Source organism: Streptococcus sp. A25, assembly GCF_043674095.1.
Taxonomy (GTDB): Bacteria; Bacillota; Bacilli; order Lactobacillales; family Streptococcaceae; genus Streptococcus; species Streptococcus suis_V.
Map to the genome: position 1 here is coordinate 49098 of NZ_JBIMJO010000013.1, position 24123 is coordinate 73220.

Annotated in this window: 25 protein-coding genes and 1 pseudogene; 22 read left to right on the plus strand and 4 right to left on the minus strand. The window is 44.6% G+C overall.

The window, feature by feature from the left end; translation table 11 throughout:
• The first annotated feature begins 1 nt into the window (after window position 1).
• The 6 genes from ACHBID_RS07165 (at window position 2) to ACHBID_RS07190 (ending at window position 5874) form a co-directional block, all read left to right on the plus strand.
• Window positions 2-1093, plus strand: coding sequence for a DUF871 domain-containing protein (locus ACHBID_RS07165; protein ID WP_105111252.1), 1092 nt, complete (start codon window positions 2-4; stop codon window positions 1091-1093).
• Window positions 1094-1218: 125 nt separating this feature from the next.
• On the plus strand, window positions 1219-3213 hold the full coding sequence (locus ACHBID_RS07170) for a BglG family transcription antiterminator (protein ID WP_394732084.1): 1995 nt from the start codon (window positions 1219-1221) through the stop codon (window positions 3211-3213).
• A 12-nt stretch (window positions 3214-3225) separates the two neighbouring features.
• Entirely contained in the window at window positions 3226-3537 is a 312-nt protein-coding gene (locus ACHBID_RS07175) for a PTS sugar transporter subunit IIB (RefSeq protein WP_105111254.1), read from the plus strand.
• A 1-nt stretch (window position 3538) separates the two neighbouring features.
• Window positions 3539-3856 carry a PTS lactose/cellobiose transporter subunit IIA gene (locus tag ACHBID_RS07180; protein ID WP_394732085.1) on the plus strand — a complete coding sequence of 106 codons (318 nt, stop codon included), beginning with the start codon at window positions 3539-3541 and terminating at the stop codon, window positions 3854-3856.
• A gap of 44 nt (window positions 3857-3900) precedes the next feature.
• Window positions 3901-4338 carry a DUF3284 domain-containing protein gene (locus ACHBID_RS07185; protein WP_394719137.1) on the plus strand — a complete coding sequence of 146 codons (438 nt, stop codon included), beginning with the start codon at window positions 3901-3903 and terminating at the stop codon, window positions 4336-4338.
• A gap of 159 nt (window positions 4339-4497) precedes the next feature.
• On the plus strand, window positions 4498-5874 hold the full coding sequence (locus tag ACHBID_RS07190; RefSeq protein WP_105111257.1) for a PTS sugar transporter subunit IIC: 1377 nt from the start codon (window positions 4498-4500) through the stop codon (window positions 5872-5874).
• Window positions 5875-6068: 194 nt separating this feature from the next.
• On the opposite strand, the gene ACHBID_RS07195 is transcribed toward ACHBID_RS07190, so the two are convergent.
• Together ACHBID_RS07195 and ACHBID_RS07200 are read right to left on the minus strand one after the other, a co-directional pair.
• Window positions 6069-7151: a DEAD/DEAH box helicase gene (locus tag ACHBID_RS07195; RefSeq protein WP_394732086.1), complete on the minus strand. Its 1083-nt coding sequence runs from the start codon at window positions 7149-7151 to the stop codon at window positions 6069-6071.
• Window positions 7148-8128, minus strand: coding sequence for a Gfo/Idh/MocA family protein (locus ACHBID_RS07200; RefSeq protein WP_394732087.1), 981 nt, complete (start codon window positions 8126-8128; stop codon window positions 7148-7150). The genes ACHBID_RS07195 and ACHBID_RS07200 overlap by 4 nt, the downstream gene beginning before the upstream one ends.
• An 82-nt stretch (window positions 8129-8210) precedes the next feature.
• Here ACHBID_RS07200 and udk point away from each other — a divergent pair, with 82 nt between their 5' ends.
• The 5 genes from udk to dnaX all read left to right on the plus strand — a co-directional run bounded on the left by udk (window position 8211) and on the right by dnaX (window position 12066).
• The gene (udk, locus tag ACHBID_RS07205) at window positions 8211-8840 is read left to right on the plus strand and encodes a uridine kinase (protein WP_105123473.1); all 630 of its coding nucleotides are present in this window, start codon (window positions 8211-8213) and stop codon (window positions 8838-8840) included.
• A 1-nt stretch (window position 8841) separates the two neighbouring features.
• On the plus strand, window positions 8842-9381 hold the full coding sequence (locus tag ACHBID_RS07210) for a PadR family transcriptional regulator (RefSeq protein ID WP_172009443.1): 540 nt from the start codon (window positions 8842-8844) through the stop codon (window positions 9379-9381).
• 185 nt (window positions 9382-9566) lie between these two features.
• On the plus strand, window positions 9567-9836 hold the full coding sequence (locus ACHBID_RS07215) for a DUF1294 domain-containing protein (protein WP_105111262.1): 270 nt from the start codon (window positions 9567-9569) through the stop codon (window positions 9834-9836).
• A gap of 65 nt (window positions 9837-9901) precedes the next feature.
• Window positions 9902-10399 carry a GAF domain-containing protein gene (locus ACHBID_RS07220; protein ID WP_105161290.1) on the plus strand — a complete coding sequence of 166 codons (498 nt, stop codon included), beginning with the start codon at window positions 9902-9904 and terminating at the stop codon, window positions 10397-10399.
• A complete protein-coding gene (gene dnaX, locus ACHBID_RS07225; protein ID WP_105161279.1) occupies window positions 10399-12066 on the plus strand; it encodes a DNA polymerase III subunit gamma/tau in 1668 nt (555 codons plus the stop codon). Before ACHBID_RS07220 ends, dnaX begins: the two co-directional genes overlap by 1 nt.
• A 144-nt stretch (window positions 12067-12210) precedes the next feature.
• On the opposite strand, the pseudogene ACHBID_RS07230 reads toward dnaX, so the two are convergent.
• A pseudogene (locus tag ACHBID_RS07230) lies at window positions 12211-13057 on the minus strand (IS630 family transposase).
• 149 nt (window positions 13058-13206) lie between these two features.
• Here ACHBID_RS07230 and ACHBID_RS07235 point away from each other — a divergent pair.
• The gene (locus ACHBID_RS07235; protein WP_105123476.1) at window positions 13207-13401 is read left to right on the plus strand and encodes a DUF3272 family protein; all 195 of its coding nucleotides are present in this window, start codon (window positions 13207-13209) and stop codon (window positions 13399-13401) included.
• On the opposite strand, the gene birA is transcribed toward ACHBID_RS07235, so the two are convergent.
• The gene (birA, locus tag ACHBID_RS07240; RefSeq protein WP_105161280.1) at window positions 13373-14317 is read right to left on the minus strand and encodes a bifunctional biotin--[acetyl-CoA-carboxylase] ligase/biotin operon repressor BirA; all 945 of its coding nucleotides are present in this window, start codon (window positions 14315-14317) and stop codon (window positions 13373-13375) included. The two genes, ACHBID_RS07235 and birA, sit on opposite strands and share 29 nt — an antisense overlap.
• Before the next feature lie 64 nt (window positions 14318-14381).
• Here birA and ACHBID_RS07245 point away from each other — a divergent pair, with 64 nt between their 5' ends.
• The 10 genes from ACHBID_RS07245 (at window position 14382) to ACHBID_RS07290 (ending at window position 24027) form a co-directional block, all read left to right on the plus strand.
• Window positions 14382-15416, plus strand: a complete 1035-nt coding sequence (locus ACHBID_RS07245) for a M42 family metallopeptidase (RefSeq protein ID WP_105136804.1) — start codon at window positions 14382-14384, stop codon at window positions 15414-15416.
• A 1-nt stretch (window position 15417) separates the two neighbouring features.
• Window positions 15418-16158 carry a CBS domain-containing protein gene (locus tag ACHBID_RS07250; RefSeq protein WP_105161281.1) on the plus strand — a complete coding sequence of 247 codons (741 nt, stop codon included), beginning with the start codon at window positions 15418-15420 and terminating at the stop codon, window positions 16156-16158.
• 12 nt (window positions 16159-16170) lie between these two features.
• On the plus strand, window positions 16171-16638 hold the full coding sequence (locus ACHBID_RS07255) for a cytidine/deoxycytidylate deaminase family protein (RefSeq protein ID WP_105161282.1): 468 nt from the start codon (window positions 16171-16173) through the stop codon (window positions 16636-16638).
• Between the two features lie 922 nt (window positions 16639-17560).
• Window positions 17561-18751 (plus strand): methionine adenosyltransferase, encoded by a 1191-nt coding sequence (gene metK / locus ACHBID_RS07260; protein ID WP_257104772.1) that lies wholly within the window; start codon window positions 17561-17563, stop codon window positions 18749-18751.
• Between the two features lie 31 nt (window positions 18752-18782).
• Window positions 18783-19382, plus strand: coding sequence for an NAD(P)H-dependent oxidoreductase (locus tag ACHBID_RS07265; protein ID WP_306455679.1), 600 nt, complete (start codon window positions 18783-18785; stop codon window positions 19380-19382).
• A 119-nt stretch (window positions 19383-19501) separates the two neighbouring features.
• Window positions 19502-20761 carry a UDP-N-acetylglucosamine 1-carboxyvinyltransferase gene (locus ACHBID_RS07270; protein WP_105110226.1) on the plus strand — a complete coding sequence of 420 codons (1260 nt, stop codon included), beginning with the start codon at window positions 19502-19504 and terminating at the stop codon, window positions 20759-20761.
• A gap of 42 nt (window positions 20762-20803) precedes the next feature.
• The gene (locus ACHBID_RS07275; protein ID WP_394732330.1) at window positions 20804-21376 is read left to right on the plus strand and encodes a GNAT family N-acetyltransferase; all 573 of its coding nucleotides are present in this window, start codon (window positions 20804-20806) and stop codon (window positions 21374-21376) included.
• Entirely contained in the window at window positions 21373-22233 is an 861-nt protein-coding gene (locus tag ACHBID_RS07280; RefSeq protein WP_394719147.1) for a methionyl aminopeptidase, read from the plus strand. The genes ACHBID_RS07275 and ACHBID_RS07280 overlap by 4 nt, the downstream gene beginning before the upstream one ends.
• Before the next feature lie 33 nt (window positions 22234-22266).
• Window positions 22267-23190 (plus strand): YihY/virulence factor BrkB family protein, encoded by a 924-nt coding sequence (locus ACHBID_RS07285; protein ID WP_105110224.1) that lies wholly within the window; start codon window positions 22267-22269, stop codon window positions 23188-23190.
• Between the two features lie 93 nt (window positions 23191-23283).
• A complete protein-coding gene (locus tag ACHBID_RS07290) occupies window positions 23284-24027 on the plus strand; it encodes a hypothetical protein (protein ID WP_105161286.1) in 744 nt (247 codons plus the stop codon).
• Window positions 24028-24123: the final 96 nt, after the last annotated feature.

A 24123-nucleotide genomic window follows, 5' to 3' on the forward strand; every position in this document is an offset into this window, starting at 1 on the left:
TATGACAAACTTTGGATTTTCAATCTATCCGGAGCGACATGGCTTGGAGAAATGTCAGAGCTACATCGATTTGATGGAACGATATGGTGCAAGGAGGATTTTTATCAGCTTGCTCCAGATTGGGCCAGATAATTCCGAGGTGTTTGACCTGTATCGTTCAGTTATTTCCTATGCCAACCAAAAGGGGATGCTAGTGATTGCAGATATCAGTCCAGGCTTCATTGAATCCTGTGGTTGGAAAGATTCCCTTATTGAAAAAGCGCATGCATTCGGAGTTGCAGGGATTCGCTTGGATGAAGCTCTGCCCTTGGAAGAAATTGTTTCTCTGACACAAAATCCTTATCAGCTGAAAATTGAGTTGAACATGAGTACAGATAAGAGATTATTGACAGATCTCTTGCAAGCAGGAGCTAATAGAGAGAATATAATTGCCTGTCATAATTTTTATCCCCATGAATATACGGCACTTTCGGAAGATTACTTTCTCGAAATGTCAGAGTTTTATAGACAAGAGGGGATTACATCGGCAGCCTTTGTCTCCTCGCAGACTGCAACAGAGGGCCCATGGCCCTTGTCTGAAGGGTTACCAACTCTAGAAGAACACCGTCATCAAGAATTAGCTCGTCAAATTGCGTGGATAAAAGCGACTGGTTTGATTGATTGGGTATTGATTTCCAATCAGTTCGTGATAGAAGAAGAATTAGAGTCTATTCAAGAGGTGCTCGATGAAGATGTTCTGACTTTCAGAGTGCAATTGGCAGAACACGTGACCGATATTGAGAGAGAGATTATTGATTTTAGTCACAATTATCGTGGGGATATCTCTGCTTATGTTATTCGTTCAACCATGCCACGAATTGTATATAAAGATAACTCTATTCCTGCTCAGACAGATGGATATCGCAAGGTAGAAGCCGGGACTGTCATCATTGATAATGACCTCTACGGTCGCTACAAAGGAGAACTCCACATTGTCATTAAGGAACTGGAGCTATCCCCTAAGGCAAATATCGTTGGAACCATACATCCTGAGGATTGGCCGTTGGTTTCCTTTTTGAAGCCATGGCAGGCCTTTCGCTTAAAAGTAGTTTAGTCGCAATCTTTCATCAATGCTAAGGAAAAAAGAAGAATAGTCAATTTCTTGTGTGTATGTTATTATAAATCTATAGAGCTACAGGGCTTTTGAATACAGATTGTAAGTTTGGAAAGGAGGACGAGATGCTATCAAAAAAGGAGATTCGATTATTAGAATTTCTAATCGACCATCCAGATGATTACGTTTCTAGTTTGGAAATTGCTCAGCAGCTGCATATTAGCGACCGTACGGCTAGAACCTATCTGAAGCAGTTAACGGCTTCGCTACAAAATAGCGGGAGTCAATTGCTATCAAAGCCTGGTCTCGGTTATCATCTGCAAGTGGATGATTCTCGTGCATTTGAAACCTTTTGGCAATCCTCCCTTTCTTCCAAAAGGCAGCTGACCAATCTTCATTCGGTGGAAGAAGCTGTGGACAGGCAGAGATTTGTGCTCAATAAGCTCTTGTTTGAAGGACAGTCGCCAACATTGGCGGAATTGGAAAGGGACTTATTTATCAGTAAAACAACCCTGCACTCGGTGATTGTTGATATCCGAAACCTATTGTCATCCTACGATATGGAATTAAATATGACAAAAGCAGGTTTAGAAATCACTGGTAAAGAGACGGCGATTCGGCATTTTATCATGGATTATTTTTTCAGCGAACAGCTAGGGAAAACCTTATATGGACTCGTTGAGAATAACCTCCTTCCATCCATCAATTTCACAGAAATTATGAGGATTGTGATTGATGAATGTCGGGATGCAAGTCTTCGTCTATCAGATTTTGTATTGCAAAATTTGGTCCTTCATATCGCCCTGATGTTGCAGCGGATGCGGGCTGGCTCTGCAATTGAACGCTTTCCCATTTCAGAACAAATTAGTCGCTCTAAGGAATATCAGGTTGCCCAAAAAATTCTCAGGAAAATTGAAGGAGCCTTTGACCTATTGATTCCTGAGGAAGAAGCAAATTATATTGCCCTTCATTTGAAGGTTAAGCTGACGGAAAATCTGGCCAAAATAGACCAGGCAGAAGTGGCCTTGAGACAGCAAATTCAAGATAGTTTGCTCCATTTGTCTCGTAAGATCGGTTTAGAACTTTCTGCCGATCAGCAGTTGTTTAAAGGAATTCTAGCCCACATGTTACCCCTAAAAATCCGACTGGAAAATGGGATTGTCTTGGATAATCCATTGACGGAGGAGATTCGTAGGGATTATGCGGAAGTCTTTGACCTCACAAAGGAGGTCTTTGGACAAATGCCCCTCTTTCAAGGTTATAAAGTTTCAGATGATGAATGGGCTTATCTTTCCCTGCACTTGATGGCGGCAGTTGAACGGTACAATCCACAGCGAAAGACAAAGGTATTGGTCGTTTGCTCAACAGGTGTCGGTAGTGCCTTGATGTTGAAAAATCGGCTGGAGAAAGAATTTTCTTCAAGTATAGAAATTGTAGATGTGGTCAGCTATTACGAGGTGACCGAGGAGCGATTGTCTGATATTGAGTTGATTATCTCATCTGTCAGTCTATCCAATCTTATCTTTATGACACCGGTTATCACGGTTTCCGTTTTTCTATCCGGAGAGGATGTCGCAAAGATAAAGCAACATTTGCAACAAGGTTTGACCTTTTCGATGGGTGAGGAACATGGGGAAAATATGGACCATGCTCAAGCGCGTCAGATTGCTGAGGCGGTCTTTGGACCGAGTCGGATTGTGGTAGTCGATGAAAATAGGGAACGAATGACCCTGTTGGAAGAGTTGACAATGAAGCTGAATGAAGCTAGTCAGCCAGGTTTTGTAGAAATATTTTTAGACCAGGTTCATCTGCGGGAGACCTATAGCTCTGTAGTATTTGAAGAAACGTTGGCCTTCCCTCATCCTGCGGTAGCAATGAGCTATTCAGAACAGATTGTAGTAGGTATTTCTAAAGAAGGTATCCGTTGGGGTGAGGAGGGAATCGTTCATTTTGTATTCTTACTATCCCCTTCAACGGGGCGAAATTCTCACATAAAATATATATCCCCCTGTCTGGTCGAGTTTGTCAAAGACAAAGACCTACAAAAACGGTTGTTGAACAATCCAACCTATGATGAATTAGTAACTATTTTTATTCCCTTAATACAAAAACAGAAATAGGAGGAAAAGATAATGAAAAACATTATGTTAGTATGTAATGCAGGTATGTCAACAAGTATGTTGGTAACTAAGATGCAAAAAGCAGCAGAGGAAAAAGGTCTTGAAGCTACTATTTGGGCGGTTCCTGTTTCTGAAGCTGATTCCGAAGTGGCTCAAAAGGAAATTGATGTTCTCTTATTAGGACCACAGGTCAAATTCCTCTTGAATGAATACAAAGGAAAATTTGAGCCAGGTATCAAGGTGGATTCCATCAATATGATGGACTATGGTGTTATGAATGGTGCTAATGTTTTAGATGCCGCGCTAAAGTTAATGGGAGAATAATATGAATTCTTCAGGCAATTTAGAATCCATTATGGGTTTAATCATGTATGGTGGTGATGCCAAAGGCTTGGCTGTCCAAGCCATTCAGGCTGCTAAAAAAGGCGAATTTGCAGATGCGCATGCAAAGCTTGAACAGGCCAATGATTCCTTGAATATTGCCCACAAGTCACAAACAAGTCTGTTGGCTCAGGAAGCAGGTGGACAATATGTTGAGGTATCCTTGCTCATGGTGCATGGTCAAGACCATCTGATGAATGCCATTACCTTCATTGATATGGCCAAAGAGATTGTTAGTTTGTACGAACGATTGGACAGCTAAACAATGCTACAGAGCCATCTGCGGGTATATAGAAAGGAGGAGGAATGGAAATCACAAAAACTTATCCGGTTTCTATTGATCGACTTTTCGAGGCGATAGTGACGTCCTTAAAAGAAGATTATCGACAAAATACTTGTGAGGAGCCGGCGGAAGTTGACTTGGTAGCTGGCTTAACCTACCAAAAACGATTTGGCGAGAAACATCAGCATAGTGTCCAAGTCACCCTGCTGGAGTTGGCCAGTCCATCCCTCTATTCTGTTCGATTCTCATCTAATCGAGGCAAGGAAACGATGACCTATCAATTGACTCCTGTAGATAAGGGACATACCAGTATTCAGTATTCTTATGGAGTGGAAGCTGCGGATTTTTTTACCAAGGCTAATTATTTCCTGATGGAAAAATTGATGGCAAAAAGTCTAGAACGGCAGACAGAGGCACAATTAGATGCCTTGGTTCGTTATGCCACACAAGAAGCCGGATAATATTTTTCAGAAATCAAATCATTTGCCCACTAGTTTCATAGAGGTAGGTTTTCTGCAAAAGACTATTTTTAGGAATGAATCATGATTTGATTTTCTTTGTTAACAAATTTGTCACAAAACCGTTTAAAGCGGAAGAAAAAAATAAAAAGGAGACAGATTATGTCAAATATTTCTGATAAGTTTATGGAAATATCTGGGAAAATCGGCTCGCAAAGGCATTTAGTTGCGATTCGAGATTCCTTTATTTCTATGATGCCAGTTACCATGGCCGGTTCAGTAGCAGTCTTGCTCAATGTTTTTCTGAGGGACATCCCAAATAATATGGGGTGGACTGGCTTTGCAGAGGCTATGCAACCACTGATAAATGTCAATGGTTATGTCTATTTTGGTACCATTGGTATAATGGCCCTCGTTTTCTCATTTGCCTTAGGCTACAATTTGTCTAATATGCACAAGGTCAACCCTTTGGCAGGTGGTTTGATTTCCTTTGCTTCCTTTATTTCTACTATGCCACAGAGCTTGACAATCTCCACAGCTCTCGATGGACTAGATAATTCAGTTATAACAGCTTTGAAAGACTTGGGGCTGACAATAGCAACAAATGATGGTGCATCTGTACTTGAAACAAGTGAATGGGGAGCCATTGCTTTGAAATATGCGGGAGCTACCGGTCTTTTCACCGCCCTCTTCATTGGCTTCCTATCAACATTTGTCTATGCCAGCCTGGTAAAACGGAATATTACTATCAAGTTACCAGATACAGTACCGCCTGCGGTAAACAAGGCCTTTGTAGCCATCATCCCTGGTACAGCAGCTATTTACGCATCTTCAATCTTGGCTTATGCAGTCTACGCTGCGACTGGTCAAGCCTTGAGTGATGTGATTTCAACCTATATCCAGATGCCATTGATGGGTCTATCTCAAGGTATTGGCTCAGTTATTTTGCTCACCTTCTTGGTTCAGCTTTTCTGGTTCTTTGGCTTACATGGTCACAACGTTTTGGCACCAGTTATGGATGGTATCTACGGGGTTGCCCTCAATGAGAATACTGCCGTTTATGAAGCGACAAGAAGCGCGGCAGACTTACCATGGTTATGGACTCGTGGTTCCTTTGATGCCTACGCTCAAATGGGTGGTTCAGGGGTTACATTGGCGCTCATCCTTGCCATCTTCATTTTCTCTAAACGAGAAGAATATAAAACAGTAGCTCGTCTTTCAACACCAATGGGAATCTTTAATATCAACGAACCAATCACATTTGGTATTCCAATGGTACTGAACCCACTCTTTGTTATTCCATGGTTGATTGTACCGCCTGTTTGTGCAACAATTGCCTATCTAGCGACCTCTATGGGCTTGATTCCGCCTGTCTTCTTAGCGGTTCCATGGATTACACCTCCAGGCTTGTATGCTTACTTGGCAACTGGTGGTAATGTGATGGCAGCCCTTGTATCACTCTTCAACCTCTTCATTGCCTTCCTGATCTGGACACCGTTTGTTATTTCAGCAAACAAGGTGAAGGCTGGAACAGAATAATGTTTAAGAAAAATAAACATCCATTTTTGCTCTCGGTTGGTTTCTTTCTCATTGCAGTGAGTCCACTGTATGGCAATCCCTATCTGAACATCGTTGCAGGATTAAGCCTGATTTTAATCAGCATTCTGTGGAAATAATCAAAACTCCCTAGCTTCAATCTGGCTAGGGAGTATCTGTTTATTATAGCTTAGTTCTTAGACCTTATACAATTCCTGTTGTTTTAGGATGACTTCTTGCACTTGGGCGTATTTTTTCAACTGTTTGAGCTCGCTTGGGCTGGATACCAGGGTGATAACCAAACCCTCCTTGCCCATACGACCGGTACGACCTGCTCGGTGGGTATAGGCCTCCTGGTCAAAGGGAACCTCGAAGTTGAGGACGCATTCCAGATTATCGATGTCAATCCCACGCGCTACCATATCTGTAGCCAGCAAGAGGTTGATTTCATGGTTTTTGAACCGCTTGATGATAACCTTGCGGAACTTGACGTTGATATCAGATGCCAGCGAAACAGCATTGGCACCGATGTAGAGCAACTTATCCTCGCTAGCACCCAGGTCCGATAGGCTGTTGAAGAAGGCAAGGGCTCGGAAATCAGGGATATTGGCAAACTTGCGAAGGACTTCCAGACGATTTCGCTTGTCCACCATCATGTAGCAATGCTGGATATTGTCCAATTTCTTCTCGGACAGGTCCAAGGTCAGCACATCAGGACCAATCTTTTCCCGGTTAAACTTGGCTGTCGCACTCATATAGACCAACTGGTGGTCCCGAGGGACGTAGTTGATAATTTTTTCCACGAAATGGTACTGGGAATCACTAAAAAGCTGGTCAAATTCATCCAGGATAATGGTGTTAACATTCATTAACTTGATTTTTTTCAGCTTGATGAGCTCAAAAATCCGACCGGGCGTTCCGATAAGGATTTCAGGTCCTTTTTTCAGTCGCTCAATCTGGCGCTTTTGACTGGAGCCAGACAAAAAGAGCTGGGCAGTGAGGCCGATCGTCTCCGACCAGGTCTTGCAGACATCAAAAATTTGTCCAGCTAGTTCTGTATTTGGTGCTAAAATCAGCAATTGTTGGGCTTTCTTGGGCGTCAAGACCAGCAAACTAGGCCAGAGATAGGCCAGGGTCTTGCCGGTGCCTGTTGGGCTGATAGCCAGCAGGGACTGTCCATTTTTGATAGGCTCGAAAGCCTGGGTTTGAACCGGAGTGAAGTCTTCAAATCCGGCCTGTGTCAGCTGGTCCAGCCAGCTAGTTGGGAAGTTAGTTTTCATATCGTATCCGCCTTAAAGGTGATTCCTGCGTCCTTGCGCATGGTGTAAAGAGTTTGGTGGACGGCCTGGGCCACATCCAGCCACTGGTCCGCCAGTTCATGGTTTTGCTCCCGGATGACCCGAGCAAAGTTGACCGCCTCCTCCAGCATGGGGTGCGGAGCTACTTGGACAGGTAGGGCAATTTGGCTACCATCGTGTTTTTTGAAAATAGCAGAGCTGATCCGTTGGCAACCATCCAGGACCAAGGTACCATCCGCTGTATAGATTTCGCTTGGCAGGTCACTGGTCACATTTTTTCCAGCCTGAATGGTCACGAAGAAGTCATCATAAATGAGTTGTCCACTACCGTTCAAATCCAAGCTGGACGGCAATTGCTGGGCTGTGTAGCGAGCAGACTTGGGAGTGCCAATCAAGCCGATAGCCGCATAGATAGTATAGACACCCAAATCCATGAGGGCCCCACCTGAAAAATCTGTCGAGAAGATATTGGGTGTCTGGCCCGCCAGCAACTCAGGCATTTTTGATGAATACTTGGCATAGCCAAAGTAGCCACCCAAAATAGTCTGATCAGCCAGGAAGTCACGAATAATGGCAAATGCCTCTTCCTGGTAATTACGGGCCGCTTCAAAGAGAAAGATACCTTTTTCCTTGGCTATTTGTCTCAGCCTAGCCAATTCATCAGGCCGTGATACCATGGTTTTTTCGACAATGGCATGTTTACCAGCCTCCAGCACGGCCTTGGCCTGTTCAAAATGAAGGGAATTGGGACTGGCGATATAAACCAGGTCCAAGTCCGATGCCAGAAACTCTTGCATACCTGTGTATAAAATTACATTTTCATAAGGAGCAGAAAAATTTCTGGCGGTCTCAATATTTCTAGACAGGACGGCGCTTAGTTGATAGGCTTGACTTTTTTGGGCCGCTTTAATAAATTCATGAGAAATGGATGAAGTTCCAATAATTCCAAATTTAAGCATAAAATCTCATTTCTTTATGTGTTATTCTTTTCATTATAGCACGTTTCGTGTTAAAATAGTATTGATAAGAGAAGGAGTTGATATGACACAGAAACCGATTATTATTGGCGTAACAGGTGGATCGGGCGGCGGCAAGACCAGTGTGTCTCGCGCGATCTTGGATAATTTTCCTGATGCACGAATTTCAATGATTGAACATGATTCTTACTATAAGAATCAATCTCACCTGACATTTGAAGAACGTATCTTAACCAATTACGACCATCCACTGGCTTTTGACACAGATCTCATGATTTATCATATAGGAGAACTGTTAGCAGGTCGAGCAGTGGACATTCCGATTTATGACTATACCCAACACACTCGTTCTGACAAAACCTATCGTCAAGACCCTCAAGATGTCTTTATTGTAGAAGGAATCTTGGTACTTGAGGATCAGCGTCTTCGCGATTTGATGGATATTAAAATTTTTGTGGATACAGACGATGACATTCGTATTATTCGTCGGATCAAGAGAGACATGTTAGAACGCGGGCGGAGTTTGGATAGTATTATTGATCAATACACCTCGGTAGTGAAACCTATGTATCACCAATTTATCGAGCCAACCAAACGTTATGCCGACATTGTCATCCCTGAGGGGGTTTCCAATGTCGTGGCTATTGACTTGATAAATACCAAGGTGGAGAGTATTTTGAGAGAGCGTGGTTAAGATGCCGAAGCAGAGAGTGTTGCCCAATATCATTTTAGGGATTATGGCTTCCAGTGATAGTATGGTAACAGGAAAACAAATAACAGAGTTCGTCCAGCGTGATTTGGGAGAATTTTGGCAAGTAGCCCATAGTCAAGTCTATCCAGAGTTGAAGCGGATGACCAGCGACCAATGGATTACCTGTCATCCAGTACCTGGTAACGATAAGGAAAAGCAGTATGCGATGACCGAAGAGGGAATGAAAATCTTAGATGAGTGGTTGTCTGTCCCAAATGAAGACACACCGCAGCAGAAAGATATTTTCTCCTTGAAATTGTTCTTCATTCGCAACCGCAATGATAGACGGATTCCAGTTTTATTGGAAGGCCAGATTGAGCTGGTTGACAAGCATTTGCGCCATCTAGAAGATCGGAAAAATCACCTGTTTTCTGATAAGGAAGCGATTCGCGAGAATTTCGGAAGATACTTGATTCTAAATCGAGCAATTGCTCGAAATCGTGCCCAACTGAATTGGTTGCAGGATACTTTAGACGATATCTAAAAGACGGTTCAGATTTTCTGAATCGTTTTTTTCTTGTCTCTATCAGGATAGTATGGTAAAGTGGAAGTGGTAATGCTCTGTGAAAATTATCTTCGATGTCAATCCAACTCGATAAATAAGAGCTTGGGCAGGATTGACCGTCGGCCAGATTGAATTTTATTGAGCGAAAGTAGAAAGAGAGAAAAATGGACAGTAAACAAGTTGTGGCCATGCTGTTGTTAGTGTGGAACCTGGTGGTCTTTCTGACTTACGGTATGGACAAGGGCAAGGCCAGAAAGGGTGCCTATCGGATTTCTGAAAAGACTCTGCTCTTGATGTCTTACCTGGGCGGTGGTCTGGGTGCTTGGGCAGGTGGCAATCGTTTCCGTCACAAGACCCAAAAATGGTATTTTAAATTGGCTTGGACAGTTGGGGTCCTGATTGACCTGGCTATCCTCTTGTGGGTGATGAAGTAGGCGCAAGCCTTTTTCTTTTTTACTTGGAACTATAAATGTTCCTCATTCTGTGCTATAATAATTCTATGAAAAATCAAGAAAAAATCGCACAGTATCAACTCTTGCTGGCTCAATTGGAAGCCCTCCTCGACGGAGAAACCAATGCGCTAGCTAATTTGTCCAATGCCTCGGCTCTGCTCAATCAAGCTTTGCCTCACTCTATCTTTACAGGTTTTTACTTGTATGATGGGCAGGAATTGATTTTGGGGCCATTTCAGGGTGGCGTATCTTGCGTTCACATTGCCCTTGGAAAGGGTGTCTGTGGGGAATCGGCAGAGAAACGTCAGACCATTATCGTAGACGATGTCCGGACCCACGCTAACTACATCTCCTGCGATGCGGCAGCCATGTCCGAAATCGTGGTGCCTATGGTGAAAAACAGTCAGCTCTTGGGCGTTTTGGACTTGGATTCCAGACTGGTTGCGGATTATGATGCCATTGACCAAGAATACCTTGAGAAATTTGTCGCCCTCCTAGTGGACAAGACAAATTGGAATTTTGCTATGTTTGGAGAAAAAGGGTAATGTACCAAGCTTTATATCGGAAATACCGGAGCCAGACCTTTGGAGAAATGGTGGGGCAGGAGGTGGTAGCGACTACACTCAAGCAGGCCATTGAGCAGGGTAAAATCAGCCATGCCTACCTCTTTTCGGGTCCTCGTGGAACGGGTAAGACTTCGGCTGCCAAGATTTTCGCCAAGGCCATGAACTGTCCCAATCAGGTGGCGGGTGAGCCTTGTAATGATTGCTATATCTGTCAGGCCATTACCGAGGGCAGTCTGGAGGATGTGATTGAGATTGACGCGGCATCCAATAATGGTGTCGATGAAATCCGTGATATTCGGGACAAGTCAACTTATGCACCTAGCCTTGCAACCTACAAGGTTTATATCATTGACGAGGTCCACATGCTGTCGACTGGGGCTTTTAATGCACTCTTGAAGACCTTGGAGGAGCCGACGGAAAATGTGGTCTTTATTCTTGCGACGACGGAGTTGCACAAAATTCCAGCGACCATTTTGTCCAGGGTGCAACGATTTGAATTTAAGTCTATCAAGGTGACCGACATTCAGGCGCATCTGGCGGCAATTTTGACCAAGGAAGGTCTTACCTTTGACAGCCAAGCTCTGACTGTCATTGCCCGTCGGGCAGAAGGTGGGATGCGGGATGCCCTGTCAATCCTCGATCAAGCTCTCAGTCTCAGTCCCAATCAAGAAATCACCCTGGCTATCGCTGAGGAAATCACAGGCTCTATCAGTTTGAAGGCGCTGGATGATTATGTGACCAGCCTTCGTCAAGCAGATAGCCTAGAGGCCCTCAGTCACTTACAGACCTTGTTCGATCAAGGCAAGAGCATGAGCCGGTTTGCGACGGACTTGCTCCATTATCTGCGGGACATGCTCGTGGTTCAGACCGGTGGCGAGGATACGCACTTAACCGTAGGTTTTACGGAAAATTTGGCCCTGCCTCAAGCGCGGATTTTTGCCATGATTGAGCAGGTGACTAAGGGCTTGAGCGACATTAAGACCAGTCCCCAGCCCAAGATTTACGCCGAGATGATGACCATTCGCTTGGCTGAGGACGGTTCGTCTTTTGGAGCAATGGCAGAGCTACCAGACGATTTGGTCCAGCAATTGACCAAGCTCCAGCAGCAGGTGGCAGACTTGCAGCAACAATTGGCTAATTTATCTAGCCAGCCTGTCCAAGTCAAGCCGGTTTCCCGCAAGCCACAGGCACCTAAGAAATACAAATTAGACACCAGTAAGGTTCATGCTATTTTGCAAGAGGCCATGGAAAATCCAGCTCAGGCGCGTGAAAATTTGACCCGCCTACAAAATGCTTGGGGCGAGATTATCGAGAGTTTGTCTGGTGCAGACCGTGCCTTGCTAGTCGGTTCACAGCCGGTTGCTGCCAATGAAAATCACGCAATTTTAGCCTTTGAGTCCCCGCTTAATGCTGAACAAACCATGAAACGGGACAATCTCAATACCATGTTTGGCAATATTCTCAGCAAGGCTGCCGGATTTTCACCGCAAATCTTGGCCATCGCCCACGAAGATTGGTTGTCCATTCGGGCGGAATTTTCAGCCAAGGCCAAAGGAGCCAAGGCGCAAACTGTTGAGAAAGAAGAAAGCCCCGTGCCAGAGGAATTTGGATTTTTGGCAGACACAGTGGAAATTGTGGAGGATTAGAACTTCTCTGCTATATAAAAAAAATCAATCAAGGCAGTCTATCATTTTGTTGCCGTGATTGATTTTTGTTTCTTCTTACGATTTGGTTTTTACAAGTTTATCGTTTTCCATGATAAAGAGCTGAGCAGTTTCTTGGTTGTATAATTAATTGAAACAAGAACAGGACAAAAATACCTCAGAAAAGTATCGCAATTTGGCAATACTTTTCTGAGGTATTTTTTAATTTGAGCCCATGTTTTCTCAATGGGATTATACTCAGGTGAGTAAGGAGGAAGTGGTAAAAGTCTATGACCCTGCTCCTTGCATAACTCTTTTAGCTTACTCATCCGATGAAACCTTGCATTGTCCATAATGATAACAGATGGTCTATCTAAAGTGGGCAGTAAGAATGTTTTAAACCAAGCTTCGAAAAAGTCACTAGTCATGGTTTCTTTGTAGGTCATTGGGGCTATAATCTCACCGTTTATAAGACCTGCGACTAAAGATATCCGCTGGAATCTTCTTCCAGAGACCTGACCAGTGATCAACTGACCTTTCAAAGATCGACCATATTCTCGATGAAAATATATCTCAAACCCTGTCTCGTCAATATAAACAGGTGTCAAGTGACTTAAGTTATTAAATTCTTTAAGGAACTGATTTACTTTCTCAGGATCTTGTTCATAGTAGGTACAGCTCTTTTTTTTCGAGTATAACCCATAGCTTTGAGAGCGTAATGAATAGCTGTTGGATGACAACCAAATTCAGAAGCTATTTCAGTCAAAAAAGCATCTGGATGAGCTTCAAGATAGTTCTTTAATTTTTCTCTATCAACTTTTCTTGGTTTGGTTCCCTTAACTTGGTGATGAAGCTCGCCAGTAGTCTCCATTAATTTTAGCCATTGATAGATGGTGTTGCGTGAAATATCGAAAACAACAGATGCTTCAGTAATACTGCCTGTTTTCTCACAGTATGCGAGAACTTTTTTACGAAAATCTAATGAATATGCCATAAATACATTATACCACAAATGTACTGTTTTTGTTTCATTGTGCTATAAAAATTCAATGTCGGGCTGTGCAAATTGGAGATTTTTGACATGAAAGATGTTTGTGACACAAAAATCAGCCATTGTCTGAATTTTTTGCTATAATCTATTGTATGAAACTATCACATTTTCTATTTTTAGCATTGACTACGATTTTAGCGACTTATTTTATGAATGCCTCGATTTTGGCTGGGGATTTTTTGATTGCGGGCATCTATGCCTTTATCGTCATCCGCAACCTTCATTTTGCCTATAAGGTTACGCAATTCATACGCCTCTTTAATGGTCCGTCCAAGAAGAAAGGCTGATTTCTCCGCTAGAAATCATTTTGGCCTTGCCATTGTCCAGTTGAATGACCAGGTTTCCAGTATCGGTAACGGCGATGGCTGTGCCCTTGAAAGTCACATTATTTTCGACAAAGCTCACTTGTTGGCCAACGACAAGTGATTTTTCTTTATAGAGGGCAATCAATTCCCGCTCATCTGTGTGGAAGAAGGCCTGCCAGATGGCTGTGATGAGTTGATTGCGGGTAAAGGGGGGGTGGTCCTCAAAGAGATTTCCTGCTGTTTCTTTCAACTCTTTTGGAAAATCATCAATATGCACGTTGATGCCAACGCCGATGATGACGTCTGTAATGGTCTGACTTTCCATGGAAGAAATGGCTTCGGTCAGGATGCCAGCGACTTTTTTCTTGCCCAGATAAATATCATTGACCCACTTGATTTGCACGTCCAAGTCGCTCAATTCTTGGATAGCTTTCACAACCGCGGCTGCCACCAAGATGGTGTAGGGCTTGAATTCCAAGAAGGGAACATTGGGTGATAGTCTGAGAGACATATAGATGCCACCGGATTTTGAGGCGTAAAATGGGCGCCCGAACCGCCCCTTGGCCTTGTTTTGATGGGGAGCCAGATAGAGGGCAGGGCTGGGGTGACCGCTTTCGATACCTTGTTTGGCATCTAATTGGGTAGAGTCGCTATCGCCCTTGATGTAGACAGGAATCTGCAAGGCCTCAGCAATCACATCGGGCAAGAGCAAATCGCCTTCCACCAGCTTGTAACCTCGATTGCGGGCAGCCTCGATGGTCAATCCATGCATTTCCAGCTGGCGAATAGCTTTCCAAACCGAAGTCCGAGAGACCCCCAATTCTTGAGCAATTTCTTCACCGCTGATATAATCCTGTCGCTCGACCAAAAGAAGATAAATTTTTTGATAGGTTTTCATGCTTTCATTATAGCAAAATAAATGGCTAAAAGTGGTATAATAGTCTTACAAACAGGAGGTTTCCATGCAAACAGTAGATTATATTGTAAAATTAACCAATACACCGTCGCCAACGGGCTTTACGACGGACATTATGAACTATATCAAGAGCGAGGTCGAGTCCTTCGGCTATCAGGCGACCAAGACTGCTAAAGGCGGCATTCTGGTTTCGGTGCTGGGGGAAAGTGACCAACAACACCGCATTGTCACTGCTCATCTAGACACACTCGGAGCAATGGTTCGGGCCATTAAACCAGACGGTCGGATTAAAATGGATTTGGTGGGAGGATTTGGCTACCCTTCTATTGAAGGTGAAAACTGCCTGATTCACTGTGCGAAAAACGGCAAGGTCTTTACGGGGACCATTCTCATGCACCAGACTTCTGTCCATGTCTACCGCGATGCTAATACCGCTGAGCGCAATCAGACCAATATGGAAATCCGACTGGACGAAAAAGTAAGCTCTGCGGATGAGACGCGCGCTTTGGGTATTGAAGTCGGAGATTTCATTTCCTTCGATCCGCGTACGGTAGTTACAGAGACTGGCTTTATCAAGAGCCGCCATTTGGATGACAAGGTTTCGGCAGCCATTCTCATCAACCTGCTCAAGACCTACAAGGAAGAGGGTATCACCCTGCCTTATACCACCCATTTTTATTTTTCAAACAATGAAGAAATCGGCTACGGTGCCAATTCTAGCCTGCCAGATAAGGTTGTAGAGTACCTAGCGGTTGATATGGGAGCGATGGGAGACGACCAGCAGACGGATGAATATACGGTTTCTATCTGTGTCAAAGATGGCTCCGGTCCTTATCATTATGAATTGCGTCAGCACCTCGTTTCCTTGGCTGAGAAGGAAAACATTCCTTACAAATTAGACATTTATCCTTACTATGGTTCAGATGCTTCTGCGGCTATGCGAGCAGGTGCAGATGTTAAACACGCCCTGCTGGGTGCAGGAATTGAGTCCAGCCATTCCTACGAGCGTACCCATTTGGACTCTGTGCAGGCGACTGAGCGTATGGTCGATGCCTATCTCAAATCGCACATGGTAGATTAACATGAGTGAAACACGTTTTTTACAGCTCTTTAATGACTTGGATAAAATCTTGCGCAAGGTCTGCAAGGTTCCAGATGGTGAATACGCCGACGTAGCATCCATGCTTGCCAAGGCCAAGGAACTCAGCCCTCACAACCCAGTCGAGGCCAACTGGGACAAGCTCTATGTAGCTCGTCAGCTCCGTAATCTCTTGGTCCATGAAAATCGCACCAATTTGCAGGAGGTGGCCCAGCCTTCGCAGGAGTTGATTGAGGTTTTGGAAAAGGTCATCGCCCAGTATCAAGAACCCATGACGATTGGTAACTTTTTGCGCCAGATTGAGAAAGTTAAGCCCGTTACCTTTGAAGGCTCTGACAAGCTGATTAAGGCCTTGGAAGTAGTGGACAGGGAGCATTTTTCAAAATTTCCTATCTTCGCTCAAAATACCTATCAAGGCTTGGTTTCGGACAAGGGATTGACCAACTGGCTTGCCAAGGCTAGCAAGGAGACAGGCTCTATCCGAGAAAAATTGGAACGGGCCAGCCTAGCGGATGTCCTAGCCTGTGAAGATGACAGTATTCGCGTGGTGCAAGTCTCTGCCAAAACCAGCCTTTATGAAGTGATGAGCCAATTTGAAAGCCGCAAGCGGACGACCATCTTGGTCAGTCTCCAAGGTCATGGCAATATTCAGTCTCCAGAAGATCTGATTGGTATTATCACGGCGCAGGATTTGGCGGCAATTTACCGGCTATTAGATGAATAGAAAGGATAAGTTATGTCAACAAACCGTCTAGCTTGGGATGAGTATTTTGCGGCGCAGGCGCTTTTGATTGCCAATCGTGCTACCTGCAAGCGTGCCAAGGTCGGTGCGGTCTTGGTCAAAGACAACAAGGTTGTGGCAACAGGCTATAATGGTTCGGTTTCTGGTACAGAGCATTGTTTGGATCAAGAATGCCTGATGATTGACGGTCACTGTGCCCGAACCCTCCACGCAGAAGTCAATGCGATTTTGCAAGGAGCAGAGCGAGGTATCCCCAAAGGATTTACTGCCTATGTGACACATTTCCCCTGCCTGAATTGCTCCAAACAGCTCCTGCAAGTGGGCTGCAAACGAGTGGTTTATATCAATGAGTACCGTATGGACGACTATGCCCACTATCTCTACAAGGAGAAGGGCTGTGAACTGGTTCATCTGCCATTAGAAGATGTCAAACAGGCTATTCAAGATGCAGAATTTATATAGAAGAGGAAGAGTTTGTAGACAAAGTCTCCTTTCGGACTTTCCTGAGGTGATGGCGGACGGTAGTAAACTTTCTTGTTTCTGGGTTTACTCCTCAAACAGTCTCCCAGACTGTTTGAGCTACCTAGGGAATTCCATACCTAGTCATTGAGACTAAGGTCTCAAATACTCCGAGCAGTGAGAAAGTTTCACTTTCTTGATTTCCCACCTTAGACAGTCTCCCAGACTGTCTAAGCACAGCGGAAAGTCTCGGTTTAGACTCGCTCAGCTCGCAAAATAAATCAAATTTCATTTTTTCTTAGCAGAGCTAATCAGTTTATTTACTTAGAGTATAGTCTGTCTACGTTCTGAGAGTTGTAAGGATGCAACTCTTTTTTTACGATTTATTTGTTAAAAAGGTCACGTTTTGGTAAGAAATGTGCTATACTAGAGGGGTTATTAAGTCCCGAAAAGGCAGTCTGAACACTGGTTAATGATTTGTAGCAATGTAAATCATCTTCCTTGCTCGATTTCAAAGAAATCTCGCAAAGAACCAGTCGTTTACGACTGGTTCTTTGTAACTTTTTAACCCGCTAAGAAAATTTCTGTCGCAAGCTCCGTATTTTCTACGGAAGCCACTATCCTGCGGTCTTCCTAAGCGGCTTATTAACTTCTCCAAGAAAATAATATCGATTTTCTCGGATTCGTGTCGTAACCCGCTAAGAAAATTTCGTTGAATATGCGACGAAGTCGCAAGGGGATAGTTTCCGCCGTGGTGAAAGTCATAGAATGTTTACATTCTATGACTAGGGCTTGGCAAGACTTAGGTTTGCCAAAAAGAAATGGAACTCCGCAGGAGATCGCTTTCGGCCTGCACCACTTCAGGAAACTATCGGAAAACAGAAATTCTTAGCAAACAAGATTTATTTAAAAGGGGGACATTTTTATGTCAGAACGTAAGTTGTTTACGTCTGAGTCAGTTTCGGAGGGGCATCCGGATAAGATTGCTGACCAGATTTCAGATGCTATTTTGGATGCTATTTTAGCCCAGGATCCAGATGCCCACGTGGCAGCAGAGACAGCTGTTTACACAGGTTCTGTCCATGTGTTTGGCGAAATTTCGACCACAGCCTATGTGGACATTAACCGCGTGGTGCGCGATACCATTGCTGAGATTGGCTATACCAAGGGCGAATACGGTTTTGCTGCAGAATCAGTCGGGGTGCACCCGTCATTGGTGGAGCAATCACCGGATATTGCGCAAGGGGTTAATGAAGCCTTGGAGGCACGTCAAGATGCTAGTCAAGATCCACTGGATTTGATTGGGGCGGGTGACCAGGGGCTCATGTTTGGTTTTGCAGTAGATGAAACGCCTGAATTCATGCCATTGCCAATTTCACTGAGTCATCAGTTGGTTCGTCGCTTGGCAGAGTTGAGAAAATCAGGCGAAATTGCTTATCTTCGTCCAGATGCCAAGTCTCAAGTAACTGTTGAGTATGATGAAAATAATCAGCCTGTTCGTGTTGATACAGTAGTTATTTCGACCCAGCACGACCCAGAGATCAGTCAAGAACAAATTCGTCAAGATGTGATTGAGCAGGTCGTTAAAGCGATTATTCCGGCAAATTATCTGGATGATCAAACTAAGTTCTTTATCAATCCTACAGGGCGCTTTGTGATCGGTGGTCCGCAAGGTGACTCTGGTTTGACTGGTCGTAAAATCATTGTGGATACCTATGGCGGTTATGCTCGTCATGGTGGAGGTGCCTTTTCTGGTAAAGATGCGACCAAGGTTGACCGTTCAGCATCCTATGCAGCCCGTTATATTGCCAAAAATATTGTCGCGGCAGGATTTGCCAAGAAGGCAGAAGTCCAGCTAGCCTATGCTATCGGTGTGGCCCAGCCTGTTTCTGTCCGTATTGATGCCTTTGGCACCAGCATTGTTTCTGAAAGCAAATTAGAGGCAGCTGTGCGTCAGATTTTCGACCTGCGCCCAGCGGGAATTATCCAAATGTTAGACCTCAAGCGTCCGATTTATAAGCAGACGGCGGCTTATGGACACATGGGACGGACAGACATTGATCTTCCGTGGGAACGACTGGATAAGGTGGATGCTTTGAAAGAGGCCTTGGCCTAGTTGATAGGGAGGTCTTGTGATGAAAAAAGCCCTGATTGTATTTGCCCATCCTCGAAAAGAAAGTTTTACCCATGCCTTGGTGGCGCGGGTTGAGCAGGCTTTACGAAAAAATGGGATAGAAGTGACTGTACGTGATTTGTATGCTCTGGGTTTTGATCCTGTATTGCGTGGAGAGGATGCCATCCATATTAAAAATGGTCAGTTTGTTCGCGATGCAGCTGCCTATCCAGCTGATGTTCAAGTTGAGATGGACTTGATTGCGGAGAGTGATTTGCTGGTTTACATTTTTCCGTCTTGGTGGAATGGGATGCCGGCTATCATGAAAGGCTACGTTGACCGTGTTTTTCAGCATGGATTTGCCTACAGCTTTGAATCCGATGAACCGCGCCAGCTATTTTCCACGAAAAAAGCCATGTTCTTTACTCCAACAGGGCAACCGCAGAATACAGATGGCAGCTTGACACCGATTGACCAAGCCATGAAGTTTTTGACCTCTGATTGGCTCTTCAATAGCAATGACGCCCAAGTTCTTGGCCATGTTTTTTATGGCCGTGTGCCTTATTTGACACGGGATGAATTGGAAGTCTACTTGCAAGATGCAGAAGAGCGTATCCAGAGAATATTCGATTAAAGCAAAGGGGGCCTGCAAGGGCTACCCTTTTCATTTCAAATAACTAGCATTTTCACTAAGCTTGTGGTAAAATAAAACGTATGCCTTTTTGGGCAAAGTTAGAAATGAGAAATTCTAGTATGAGAAAAATTGTAATTCAAGGTGGGAAACCTTTAAAAGGGACTGTTACAGTCAGTGGTGCTAAGAACTCTGTTGTAGCATTGATTCCAGCCATTATTTTATCGGATGGGATTGTAACTCTGGATGGTGTGCCAGCTATTTCCGATGTAGATAGTTTGATTGATATTATGGAGACTATGGGGGCAACGGTCAAACGTGACGGCGAAACTCTTGAGATTGACCCGCGTGGTGTGCAAGATATGCCCATGCCTTTCGGGAAAATCAATAGTCTGCGGGCCTCTTATTATTTCTACGGTTCGCTGTTAGGTCGTTTTGGACGGGCAGTGGTCGGTCTACCAGGTGGTTGTGACCTGGGGCCTCGTCCCATTGATTTGCATCTGAAAGCATTTGCTGCTATGGGCGCTGAAACGACCTACGAGGGCGAGTATATGCGTTTGGCGACGGATGGTTCTCGTATCCGTGGGGCTCATATCTTTATGGATGTTGTCAGTGTTGGCGCGACTATCAATACCATTTTGGCGGCTGTCAAGGCTGAAGGGCGGACAGTTATCGAAAATGCGGCGCGTGAGCCAGAAATCATTGACGTAGCAACTCTTTTGAACAACATGGGAGCCCATATTCGCGGTGCTGGTACAGACATCATTACCATCGAAGGTGTTGACCGTTTGAATGGTACCCGTCACCAAGTCATTCCTGACCGGATTGAAGCAGGTTCCTATATCGCACTTGCAGCAGCAGTTGGGGAAGGTATCCGCATTGACAATGTGCTCTACGAACACTTGGAAAGTTTCATTGCCAAATTGGAGGAAATGGGCGTTCGGATGACTGTTTCTGAGGATAGCATCTTTGTTGAAAAACAGGAGCAGCTTAAGGCAGTCAGCATAAAAACAGCGCCTTACCCAGGCTTTGCGACGGATTTGCAGCAACCCATTACCCCACTCTTGCTCAAGGCAGAGGGGACTGGGACAATTACCGATACAATCTATGAAAAACGTGTCGGACATGTTCAGGAATTGTCAAATATGGGTGCCAAAATCATGACCCGCAGCAATCACATTGCCTTTGAAGGTCCAAACAATTTGGTTGGAGCGCCTGTTAAAGCAACGGATTTACGTGCAGGTGCGGCCATGGTCATCGCTGGTTTGATGGCACAAGGGCGGACAGAAATCACCAATATTGAATTTATCCTTCGGGGCTATTCCAATATTATCGAAAAACTAACAGAACTGGGTGCGGACATCCAGCTAGTAGAAGAATAAAAGAAGGAGGCTGGAAGTCATTCCAGCCTCTCAAGATAGATGATGACTATATGGATGGGCTTGGCAGCGACTGCCAGATTTGAAACAGAACGCCTCATCTTACGGCCTTTTCGCTACGAAGATGGGGATGATTTTTACCAGATGGTTTCTAAGCCAGAAAAGATTCCTTTCATTTTTCCGGCTTTGCCCGACAAGAACTTGGCAGTAGCGACCATGGTGGAGAAATTTATGCGCCAACCCTTGGGCAACTGGGCTTTGGTGGACAAGGTTTCCCAGCAGCTAATCGGTGCGCTCTGTTTTGAAAAAATGGACGAGAGCAAGCTGACTGCGGAGCTCAGCTATTTCCTTAAAAAAGAAAAATGGAGGCAGGGTCTGATGACGGAGGCCGTGCGCAACCTGGTCTTTTTGGCCTTTTATGAATTGGGCTTGCGTGAGCTGACCATCATCACCCATCTGGAAAATGCTGCTAGTCAGGCTGTGGCCAGAAATGCTGGCTTTGTGCAGGTTGACCACTATCGCGGGAGTGACCGTTATAGTCACAAGACGCGGGACTACCTGAAATTTAGCTTGAAAAAAGCAGACTTTAGATTAGAAATCAATGAGGAGAACCAATGATTACCATTAAATCACAGCGTGAAATTGATGCCATGAATCGTGCAGGAGACGTCTTGGCTGGAGTGCATATCGGATTGCGTGAGCTGATTAAGCCGGGCGTAGACATGTGGGAAGTAGAAGAATATGTCCGAAAGACTTGTAAGGAAAAGAATGTTTTGCCCCTTCAAATCGGTGTAGATGGCGAAATCATGGACTATCCTTATGCCACTTGTTGTGGTCTTAATGACGAGGTGGCTCATGCCTTTCCGCGTCATTACAAACTCAAAGAAGGCGATTTGCTCAAGGTGGACATGGTTCTGAGTGAGCCATTGGACAAAGCAGTTGTCGATGTGTCAAAACTCAATTTTAACGATGTAGCAGCCATGAAGAAAATCACCCAAAGCTATCGCGGTGGTGTGGCGGATTCTTGCTGGGCTTACGCAGTTGGTCAGGTGTCCGAAGAAGTGACCAAGCTGATGGAAGTGACTAAAGAATGTCTCTATCGTGGAATGGAGCAGGCTGTTGTTGGCAATCGGATTGGTGATATTGGCGCGGCGATTCAAGAATATGCCGAAGGTCTCGGCTATGGTGTAGTCCGTGACTTGGTTGGTCACGGGGTTGGTCCAACCTTTCACGAAGAACCAATGGTGCCTCACTACGGAATTAAAGGCCGTGGTCTCCGTTTACGCGAAGGTATGGTCTTGACCATCGAACCTATGATCAATACAGGTACTTGGGAAATTGACACCGATATGAAAACAGGTTGGGCTCATAAAACTTTGGATGGCGGTTTATCTTGCCAATACGAGCACCAATTTGTCATCACCAAAAATGGTCCTGTTATCTTGACCAGTCAAGGCGAAGAGGGAACTTATTAAACAGACTCATGCTATAAAAAAGGGGGAGAGAGGATGAAGAAGGAAACACTTTTTGAGAAGGTCAAGTCCTTTTTCGGGTCCTTCTTTTCTTTTTATCGATCAGCAGAGGTGGATTTGACCAGTGTAGCAGTGGCCTATTATTTGCTGATTTCAGGCTTTCCCATTTTGCTGACTCTGGCTAATCTGCTGCCCTACTTTCCCTTTGATGTGGAAGAAATCCTGGCCATTCTCAAAGAATTTATTCCAAGTCAGTTTTCTGGGACAGTTTTGCCAACGGTGCGGTTGCTCCTGACCCAACGTTCCTCCTCTTGGTTGGGAATTTCAATTATGACAACGCTCTGGACGGTCTCTAAGAGCATGATGATTTTACAAAAGGCGGTCAACAAGGCCTACGGTGTCACAGACCACCGCAATGTGATTCTTGCACGGATTGTAGGTGTCTTGATGGGGCTTGGTCTCCAAACTATTCTCATTTTGTCCATTACGCTCTTGACCTTTGGCCAAGCCATTGTCCAATTTATCCGGTCCAATCTGGGTATTGACAATGATTGGTTGCTGGGGATTTTTAGCCAGGTCCAGTGGATTGCTTATCTAGCCCTGGCGGTTAGTTTGATTATGTTTTACTATGTTTTACCCAATGTAAAAATTCCCAAGCTACGCTATGTTTTGCCAGGACCTGCTTTTGTTCTGGGAGTCTTTATTGGTCTGGGGAATATGTTGGCGACCTATGTTCAGCGTTCGGCAGATAAGATGGTCGATGTCCGCCTGGTGACTAGTTTGGTCTTTCTGGTTGTCATGATTTGGTTCATTCTCTTGAGCCATCTTCTCATAGTGGGAGCAGTTCTCAATGCCACTGTCCAGAGCAGACAGGAGGGCGAATTTGAACAGCGTTCGGGAGATATGAAAGAAACCTGGAAGGCCCTGAAAAGATTTTTTACAAGAAAGCAGAGTACATGACCAGCGAGAGTTGGTCTTTTTTGGTGCGTTTTTCTGGATTTTATGAATAATTAGTGATATATTTGTAAAAAAAGTTGGATACAGGAGGTTGATATGAAATTTAGCCGAATTTTATTTTTATCCTTGTTCAGTTTGATTCTTGTAGCCTGCGGGCTTAGTCAAGGTCAGAATTCTGCACAATCATCAGATTCTGAAGCTGCTGTTACTGGGACTTCAAGCAGTGGAGCAGCTGAAACTTCTAGTCAATTGCCTTCAAAGCAAGCATTAGAGGCTGACCCCACACCCTTGGATATTGCGAGTGTAGTCAATCCTGCAAATTTGGGTCAGAATCTGTCAGACGGAGGCTATGTTTTTGTTTTTCGCTATACAGGGGCTGGCGGAGAGCGGACAGCAGTTCCGGAGAATCTACAAGGTCAGGTTATCGATGATGGCCAGCGGATTTCTGATTCTAGCGTAGAAAAGATGGGACTCTATGGGCAAAAATACCGGGATTTAGGGGTAGAAGCTGACCATATCCTTACTTCTGAATATTACTTCGTCTGGCAGCATGCCCAGGCTGCATTCGGGGATAATTTGGAAATCAATCGAGATTTGACAGGGTCCTTGAATTTTTCTGACGATCAGGAATTGGAGCAATCCTTACAAAACTTGCGGAATCGGACCATTCAAGTCCCTGAAGCTGGAAAATCAACGATTTTATTTACCCACCAGGGCAAGTTTGACAAGGCCTATGGCTACTATATTCCAGCAGGGACGACCCTGGTATTCAAGCCGGATGGTAGCAACCAACCCAAGCTCATTGCTGTTTTGACTTTTGAAGAGTTTTTGAATGTATAAATTAGATACTTAAAGCAAACGCACATTGTCAAGTCAAGTGCAACAAGTTCATTGATAACTAGAGATCCAGAGGTTAAGCTGTCTGGGCTAGCCCAA

Excerpts from the sequence above, each read along its gene's own strand:
- ACHBID_RS07165 (WP_105111252.1), top strand. The coding sequence starts at position 2 with ATGACAAACTTTGGATTTTCAATCTATCCGGAGCGACATGGCTTGGAG.
- ACHBID_RS07245 (WP_105136804.1), top strand. The coding sequence starts at position 14,382 with ATGCAAACAGTAGATTATATTGTAAAATTAACCAATACACCGTCGCCA.
- ACHBID_RS07255 (WP_105161282.1), top strand. The coding sequence starts at position 16,171 with ATGTCAACAAACCGTCTAGCTTGGGATGAGTATTTTGCGGCGCAGGCG.
- ACHBID_RS07215 (WP_105111262.1), top strand. The coding sequence starts at position 9,567 with ATGGACAGTAAACAAGTTGTGGCCATGCTGTTGTTAGTGTGGAACCTG.
- ACHBID_RS07285 (WP_105110224.1), top strand. The coding sequence starts at position 22,267 with ATGAAGAAGGAAACACTTTTTGAGAAGGTCAAGTCCTTTTTCGGGTCC.
- ACHBID_RS07235 (WP_105123476.1), top strand. The coding sequence starts at position 13,207 with ATGAAACTATCACATTTTCTATTTTTAGCATTGACTACGATTTTAGCG.
- ACHBID_RS07250 (WP_105161281.1), top strand. The coding sequence starts at position 15,418 with ATGAGTGAAACACGTTTTTTACAGCTCTTTAATGACTTGGATAAAATC.
- ACHBID_RS07220 (WP_105161290.1), top strand. The coding sequence starts at position 9,902 with ATGAAAAATCAAGAAAAAATCGCACAGTATCAACTCTTGCTGGCTCAA.
- udk (WP_105123473.1), top strand. The coding sequence starts at position 8,211 with ATGACACAGAAACCGATTATTATTGGCGTAACAGGTGGATCGGGCGGC.
- birA (WP_105161280.1), bottom strand. The coding sequence starts at position 14,317 with ATGAAAACCTATCAAAAAATTTATCTTCTTTTGGTCGAGCGACAGGAT.
- dnaX (WP_105161279.1), top strand. The coding sequence starts at position 10,399 with ATGTACCAAGCTTTATATCGGAAATACCGGAGCCAGACCTTTGGAGAA.
- ACHBID_RS07280 (WP_394719147.1), top strand. The coding sequence starts at position 21,373 with ATGATTACCATTAAATCACAGCGTGAAATTGATGCCATGAATCGTGCA.
- ACHBID_RS07185 (WP_394719137.1), top strand. The coding sequence starts at position 3,901 with ATGGAAATCACAAAAACTTATCCGGTTTCTATTGATCGACTTTTCGAG.
- ACHBID_RS07195 (WP_394732086.1), bottom strand. The coding sequence starts at position 7,151 with ATGAAAACTAACTTCCCAACTAGCTGGCTGGACCAGCTGACACAGGCC.
- ACHBID_RS07270 (WP_105110226.1), top strand. The coding sequence starts at position 19,502 with ATGAGAAAAATTGTAATTCAAGGTGGGAAACCTTTAAAAGGGACTGTT.
- ACHBID_RS07170 (WP_394732084.1), top strand. The coding sequence starts at position 1,219 with ATGCTATCAAAAAAGGAGATTCGATTATTAGAATTTCTAATCGACCAT.
- ACHBID_RS07210 (WP_172009443.1), top strand. The coding sequence starts at position 8,842 with ATGCCGAAGCAGAGAGTGTTGCCCAATATCATTTTAGGGATTATGGCT.
- ACHBID_RS07275 (WP_394732330.1), top strand. The coding sequence starts at position 20,804 with ATGACTATATGGATGGGCTTGGCAGCGACTGCCAGATTTGAAACAGAA.
- ACHBID_RS07180 (WP_394732085.1), top strand. The coding sequence starts at position 3,539 with ATGAATTCTTCAGGCAATTTAGAATCCATTATGGGTTTAATCATGTAT.
- ACHBID_RS07290 (WP_105161286.1), top strand. The coding sequence starts at position 23,284 with ATGAAATTTAGCCGAATTTTATTTTTATCCTTGTTCAGTTTGATTCTT.
- ACHBID_RS07190 (WP_105111257.1), top strand. The coding sequence starts at position 4,498 with ATGTCAAATATTTCTGATAAGTTTATGGAAATATCTGGGAAAATCGGC.
- ACHBID_RS07175 (WP_105111254.1), top strand. The coding sequence starts at position 3,226 with ATGAAAAACATTATGTTAGTATGTAATGCAGGTATGTCAACAAGTATG.
- metK (WP_257104772.1), top strand. The coding sequence starts at position 17,561 with ATGTCAGAACGTAAGTTGTTTACGTCTGAGTCAGTTTCGGAGGGGCAT.
- ACHBID_RS07200 (WP_394732087.1), bottom strand. The coding sequence starts at position 8,128 with ATGCTTAAATTTGGAATTATTGGAACTTCATCCATTTCTCATGAATTT.